Annotated in this window: 4 protein-coding genes; 3 read left to right on the top strand and 1 reads right to left on the bottom strand. The window is 43.6% G+C overall.

Features of this window, described 5'->3' with window-relative positions:
• Nucleotides 1–91 precede the first annotated feature (91 nt).
• The 3 genes from C7460_RS10580 (at nucleotide 92) to C7460_RS10570 (ending at nucleotide 6,111) form a co-directional block, all read left to right on the top strand.
• A complete protein-coding gene (locus C7460_RS10580; protein WP_115868072.1) occupies nucleotides 92–5,011 on the top strand; it encodes a PKD domain-containing protein in 4,920 nt (1,639 codons plus the stop codon).
• 111 nt (nucleotides 5,012–5,122) lie between these two features.
• The gene (locus C7460_RS10575; protein WP_115868071.1) at nucleotides 5,123–5,611 is read left to right on the top strand and encodes an Lrp/AsnC family transcriptional regulator; all 489 of its coding nucleotides are present in this window, start codon (nucleotides 5,123–5,125) and stop codon (nucleotides 5,609–5,611) included.
• Nucleotides 5,608–6,111, top strand: a complete 504-nt coding sequence (locus C7460_RS10570; RefSeq protein WP_115868070.1) for a phosphoribosyltransferase family protein — start codon at nucleotides 5,608–5,610, stop codon at nucleotides 6,109–6,111. Before C7460_RS10575 ends, C7460_RS10570 begins: the two co-directional genes overlap by 4 nt.
• On the opposite strand, the gene C7460_RS10565 is transcribed toward C7460_RS10570, so the two are convergent.
• Nucleotides 6,108–7,157, bottom strand: a complete 1,050-nt coding sequence (locus C7460_RS10565; RefSeq protein WP_115868069.1) for a hypothetical protein — start codon at nucleotides 7,155–7,157, stop codon at nucleotides 6,108–6,110. The two genes, C7460_RS10570 and C7460_RS10565, sit on opposite strands and share 4 nt — an antisense overlap.
• Nucleotides 7,158–7,166: the final 9 nt, after the last annotated feature.

Raw genomic sequence — 7,166 nt, 5'->3', positions numbered from 1 at the left:
AGAAGTGGTATATGAGGGGGGATCGTTTTATGGTTATGGCATATCATTTGGCAACAACACCGTTCATCGATTAAGCTTTGGATCATCGCTAATGCAGAATCCTATTTCTATGGATAGTTATGCATTTACTGAGTTAGATGGTCCGTTGGATATTGCCTTGGCTAATGAGGGGTCATTTTACTACGGGTTAGTGACAAGCAGCAATGGTGGTGATTTGGTCAGATTATCGTTAGGGGAGGTATCAGCAGAAGAAGATGTGTCTGTGACAGCTATTCCATCCAGTCCGGCATCTCAATCTATAACGATAGTCGAAAACGGCACCTCATACATGGGTTTTTCGGTTGATGGTTCAGCTACATTGTCATCATTGTCCTTTGATGCAGGTTGCACATCTAACGTATATACTTCATCAGAATTTGAACCAACAGATGTTTATTATTCAGGATCAGGAGGGTTTGTTATTGCTTTAACAGCCACAGATGATGTAGGGGTTAGACGAACATCACTGGATACCGTAACGGTCATATCAGATACAGCGCCAGATGCGAGCTTTACTATTGATGAAAACAGATGTATATCCAATGCCAACACCTTCACTCCAGCCATTACAGGTCTTACTTCTTACTCGTGGGATTTTAATAATGACGGGATCGAAGACAGCAATTCGGAGAGCCCTCAGGTTTTATTTGACACATTGGGAGGAACAGGAACATACACAGTCAGATTAGATGTGATTGATGGAAGCTGTGATAATTTTCATGAAGAGGAGATTACCATTTACCCGGAGCCACCTGTTCCAAGTTTTACTGTTACCACTTCCGGAGCCTTTTGCACGAACAACGAATTTACACTAACAAACACTACTGATGAGACGGGATATGATGATGTTCTTACCTATCAGTGGGTGATTGATGGAGATGTAGTGAATCAAAAAGATACGGTTTATACGTTTTCAACATCGGGGATCAAGACGATCACATTACAAAGCTTTTTACCAGGATGCAGTTCTACGGTTACTAGTGAAGACATAACTATCGATGAAGGTCCTGAAGTAAGTTTTAATTTTACTAATAATTGTTTTGGAGAAGCCATATCGTTCACAAGTGAGGTTGTAGGGGAGAATATCACTAGATATGTCTGGGATTTTGGTGATGGAGAAGGGACAAGTACTGCACAAGATACGGCGTATCAATATTCAACCGCAGGTGTCTATACGGTTAGTTTATCAGTAACGAATGCGAGCGGATGTACAACCACATTTACCCGCGAACTTGAGGTAAATAATCAGCCATTGGCGGACTTCACATTTGGAGAAGCAATAGAAAACCTGCCGGTGGATTTTAATGGTACGGATTTGACCTTAACATATGACTCAATTGTATCCTGGGAATGGGATTTTGACGGATTGGGGTCAGCTACAGAACGATCTACTTCCTTTACATTTAATACTGGTATTTATGATATAACTCTTTCGGCTGAGACGGTTCAGGGTTGCTTAGAAGTAATAACGAAATCTTTGGAGGTTGTAAATGCGTCTTACCCTACACCACAGTTTTCTGTACAATCGTCATTGTGTTCAGAGGAACGTCTTTTATTGTCAAATGAATCGGTCAATGCGGTTAGTTATGAATGGGATTTTTGTTTCGGGGACTTAGCCTCTACTCCAACAGTATCAACATTAATGAGTCTTAGTGGTGTTAACAATCCTCAGCGGATAAAAATCGTAGAAGATTCGGGGAAGTGGTATGGGTTTGTAACTTCCAGGAATCAAAATTCATTGGTGCGTATTTCATTCGGTGAAGCACTTGATAATCCATCTTTAGTAGTTACCAGCATCCCGATCAGCGGTCTTAGTAATGGAGATGGATTTGTTCTTGAGGAAGAATCAGGCGAGTGGGTAGGTTTCTTGTTGAGTTCAGGTAATAATAAGCTTTTTCGGTTGACCTTTGGTTCAGACCTTGCTAATTCGCCCTCCATAGAAGATTTAGGAGGGATAGGTTCAATCAGTTCACCACGAGGGTTAGATTATGTAGCGGCAGAAGGAGTTCATTATCTGATAGCTTCTAATATCGCCACTGATACTTACACTATTTTAAATTTCGGGTCAAGCGTAACCACGGATAGTGCTAATATAACATCCTTTACATCAGATGCTCTTGCAGGCGCAGATTTATTAGCAGACCTGGAAGTGGTATATGAGGGGGGATCGTTTTATGGTTATGGCATATCATTTGGCAACAACACCGTTCATCGATTAAGCTTTGGATCATCGCTAATGCAGAATCCTATTTCTATGGATAGTTATGCATTTACTGAGTTAGATGGTCCGTTGGATATTGCCTTGGCTAATGAGGGGTCATTTTACTACGGGTTAGTGACAAGCAGCAATGGTGGTGATTTGGTCAGATTATCGTTAGGGGAGGTGTCAGCAGAAGAAGATGTGTCTGTGATAGCTATTCCATCCAGTCCGGCATCTCAATCTATAACGATAGTCGAAAACGGCACCTCATACATGGGTTTTTCGGTTGATGGTTCAGCTACATTGTCATCATTGTCCTTTGATGCAGGTTGCACATCTAACGTATATACTTCATCAGAATTTGAACCAACAGATGTTTATTATTCAGGATCAGGAGGGTTTGTTATTGCTTTAACAGCCACAGATGATGTAGGGGTTAGACGAACATCACTGGATACCATAACGGTCATATCAGATACAGCGCCAGATGCAAGCTTTACTATTGATGAAAACAGATGTATATCCAATGCCAACACCTTCACTCCAGCCATTACAGGTCTTACTTCTTACTCGTGGGATTTTAATAATGACGGGATCGAAGACAGCAATTCGGAGAGCCCTCAGGTTTTATTTGACACATTGGGAGGAACAGGAACATACACAGTCAGGTTAGATGTGATTGATGGAAGCTGTGATAATTTTCATGAAGAGGAGATTACCATTTACCCGGAGCCACCAGTGCCATCATTTACGGTCACTGCGTCTACTTTCTGCGAAGGCAGCACGATCAATATTTCCAATACTACTGACGATTCGGCTTACGGAGAGGCTATTAGCTACCATTGGACGGTCACGGGTATTGGTGACACCACTACATCTGCAGATCTCAATCTGGTATTTGATCAGTCTGGAGAAAAGGTGATCACCGTCTACTCGTCAATTCCAGGGTGCAGCTCAGATACCTTCTCCGATACTATCACCATACAGGATCAGCCACTCGTTGCATTTGATGCATCGGCTACTTGTGATGGCGAACTTACCACCTTCACGAATACTTCTGAAGGCGTGACCTTCTCGTGGAATTTTGGAGATGGTTTTACCTCCACCGCCAAGAGCCCCGATCATTTATATGATGCTGCCGGGAGGTATGATGTCGTTCTGAATATTGTAGACGCGAATGGGTGTACCAATCAGCTTGTCAAAGAGGTGGTAGTGGATGCCTTGCCACAGGCGGAGTTTGAATACAGCATAGTGTGTGAGGAAAATACTACCACGCTTCGTGACGTCTCTTTAGTAAATGGTGCTGATATCGTGGCCTGGGAGTGGTATGTGGAGGATGAACTCGTGACCACTGGTGAGAGTAGTCCGGAAATCACTTTTGCGGAAAGCGGAAAGCAAATTGTACGTATGGAAGTCTATGCCTCCAATGGCTGTGATGCTTCTTATTCAGAAGTGGTAGAAGTTCTGGCTAAACCAGTGATAAACTTCGGTATTACGCCAGACTGCATAGGTCAGCCTACCACATTTGAAGATTTCACGGCACCCGAAGAAATTTTAAACAGAGTTTGGGCGGTAAATGGAGAGGAGCTAGGCGATACAGGAGATGAAGTATCGATGGTGTTTGATCAGCCGGGCACCTATGAGGTTTCTCTGATGGTAGAAAACGAAAATTTCTGTTCGGATCAGCTTACAAAGACATTCGAAATACTACAGGCACCATCGCTTGGCTTTTCGGTGGAGGGGAACTGTGCCAATGAAAACATTGTGGTTTCGGATACATCTCTTGTTTACAATGACTCCATTGTTTCTCGCAGCTGGTATTTGGATGGAGCGCTTGCGGGTAATGGCCGGGAGGCATTGTTGCCAATAAGCGGCAACGGCACCGCCAACGTAGAGTTGCGAGTAGCCACCGAAAGTGGGTGTGCTTATTCGTCGGAGCAGCTCTATGACATTTACGAAGTGCCAGTCCCAGCATTTACTCCGTCCAATGATTTTGGTGTACCGCCTTTTAGCCTTGATTTTACCAACCAATCAGAAGGAGCTTCAGCTTTTCGCTGGCTGGTAGATGGAGAGGAAGTCTCTACAGAGCACTCACCTACCTTATTTTTTAATGAGCCAGGCACACGAGAGGTTGTGCTTGAGGCCATTACCGACAGAGGGTGTGTCGCAACCACCTCCACTACAGTCTTGTCCGCCCTGCCAGACGTAGACCTGTCTATTGAGAAAATGCAGCTGGTAGAAGATAAGTTCGGCCAGCAAATACTACTCGAAATTCAAAATGAGAGTAACCTGCCCATAGAACAAATCAGAGCCGAGGTTGAATTGCAAAATGAATACGTGATCGGTGAAATCATTTCAACACGTATCAACCCAGGGAGCTCTGCTGTGGTTACGATGCAGGTTACACTGCCGCTGGTTACCGAGGTGCAGTATGTGTGCGTACGCATAGCATCTGTGTACAACTCTACAGATCGAAGCCCGGACAACAATGAAAACTGTATCGCTGTGCAGCCGGAGGCCACCTTAGAGCCCGCCTTTCCAAACCCTACAAGCAATCGGAGCACAGTGCGTGCCATTTTGTCAAAGCCTGGCAATGTCACTATGACAATTCTGGATTTAGCCGGACAAATTTTGGAAACTAAAAAAATTACAGAACTTCCTGCGGGTCTCAATTCATTTACCATAGACTTGTCCACACTAGATGCAGGAACCTATTTCGTTCAGATGGAGCATCCAGATGGCATTTTTCAGTTTCGCGTAACAAAACAATAACCATCTATAATTAAGGGTTTTAAGCAAAGAGATTGTTTGGGATAATAGAATTCTTGGAATGAATCCAAATATTTATAATTGTTATTACCTTTGCAGCAAATAAAATTTGGAATGAAGTTAAATTCACTACACTTAAAGTTAGACGAGATCGATCGCAAGATTTTGGAGATCCTCCAGTCAAATGTAAAGATCACTAACGCACAGTTGTCAAAAGATATAGGGCTCTCCCCGGCTCCCACTTTAGAGCGAGTGAAGAAGCTGGAAAACTCCGGCATCATCAAGAGCTATCATGCCAAGCTGGACACCGAGCGTATCGGACTTGGAGTACATACATTCGTACAGGTAACCCTTAAAGGACACAACAAGAAAAACATTGACCTATTTTTAGCTGAGATCAACCAAATCCCAGAAGTGATCGAGTGTCATCACATCACAGGGTCGGGAGACTTTATCCTAAAGGTGATCTCTAAAGACATTACGTCCTATCAGCGTCTCATGCTCGAAAAAGTAAGTGAGATCGAAGTGGTAGATGGTCTACAATCTATGGTGATTCTTTCTACCTTTAAGGACAGCAAAGTAATGCCCATACCCAATACATGAACGAGCAAAAACTCATCCTTGAAGCAAGTCAGGTAACACAAATCATTCGAAGAATAGCCTTTGAGATCTATGAAAACAATTTTGAAGAAAGCGAAATTGTCGTAGTAGGTATATATGACAAAGGCTATTTCCTCGCTGAAAAGTTGCAAGCAGAGCTTACTAAGATTGTAGATGGAGTGACCATTTCACTTGTTCGTCTGGAGATCGACAAATCCGACCCGGCAGCCTCTGATGTAAAACTTGGACAACCCGTGGATTTTCTGGCTGGTAAGACAGTGGTATTAGTCGATGATGTGCTCAATACAGGCAAAACGCTGGTGCACAGCATGAAAGCGCTGTTGGATGTAGACCTGAAAAAGTTGCAAACAGCAGTACTGGTCAACAGGAGTCATAAACAGTATCCTGTGCTGGCCAACTACATGGGCTATGAGCTGTCTACCACACTAGATGAGCATGTAGAAGTAAAAATGGAAGACTCTCCAGAGGTCTACCTGTATTAGGGTTTGTGTTCTTTATAGAGGTCAGGTTTGCGAGTGAGCATGTCCAGGCTCAGGGATACTAGCTCACCCATACTTTGGCAGGCCAAAAACTCACGCTCCTCATAAAACTCCGCCAATTCTACGCCCAGTTGTTTTACGTTGGTGTCGGTGGATAATTCATCGTGTACCATGGCACTCAGCAGGTCATCTATACGTATGCGCTCCACTTTCACCCGGTTGGCGATCAGTGACCTTTCTTCTCGCTGGTATTGCCGGACGGTTTCAGAGGTCATGGATTTGAGCCCTATTTGGATGATGGGGTTGTTTTGTTTGAAGTACTGAGGCAAGTAGATATTTCTTCTGCCTTCGTATGATTGCTGGTCAAAATCTATGGCTCTAAGTCGATAGTCTACTTCTTCGAAATCTGGAGTGACATCTATCACAAAGTTGCTCGAGTGCATATCCCCCAGAAGTCTGACGAAACATCGTTCGTTAAATTTTACAAACTCTTTGGCCAGGCGCGTAGGATTTAGATTAGGGTCATCCAGGTGGTTTTTTATAAACTGCTCTGCAGGTATGCCTACTATGTGCTCCTCTATCAGGGTGTGATCATCCACCAGGTAGCTTAAGCGATTAGGTGAAAGGAGGTGTTCGAGTTCCAGGCCGTAGATTCTGGAAGCATCTGCATTCTTTATATAGAAATAGTCAAAGTTGTCATTGATTCGGTTTACTACTCGTACTCGAAACGGCTGTGTGTTGCCATAGACACACAGGTCCACACGATCTATAAACAGATGGTCCATGACACCTACATCTCCATCTGCTTTCATGATAGAGTATATTTTTTTCAGGGCGTGATAGATATCATCCATATCATCCTGTGGGTAAAAGACCGTCTCCCATAGGGTGTCTTTTCCGTTTCGGTCATACAGCGGAATGGAATTGTTGTACCTAAGCAAATCACTGTAAGCTATGGGGAGTGAAATGCTCCGGTCATAGTTGATGAGGTATTCGCGTAGGCGCGAACTGATTTTATACGGTATTTTTTTCTTGCTGATAATTGCCATAACCCCGGG

This window comes from Marinoscillum furvescens DSM 4134, assembly GCF_003386095.1.
Lineage (GTDB): Bacteria > Bacteroidota > Bacteroidia > Cytophagales > Cyclobacteriaceae > Marinoscillum > Marinoscillum furvescens.
The sequence above is the reverse complement of the archived record's forward strand: the minus strand, read 5'-3'. Positions and strand labels throughout refer to the sequence as shown.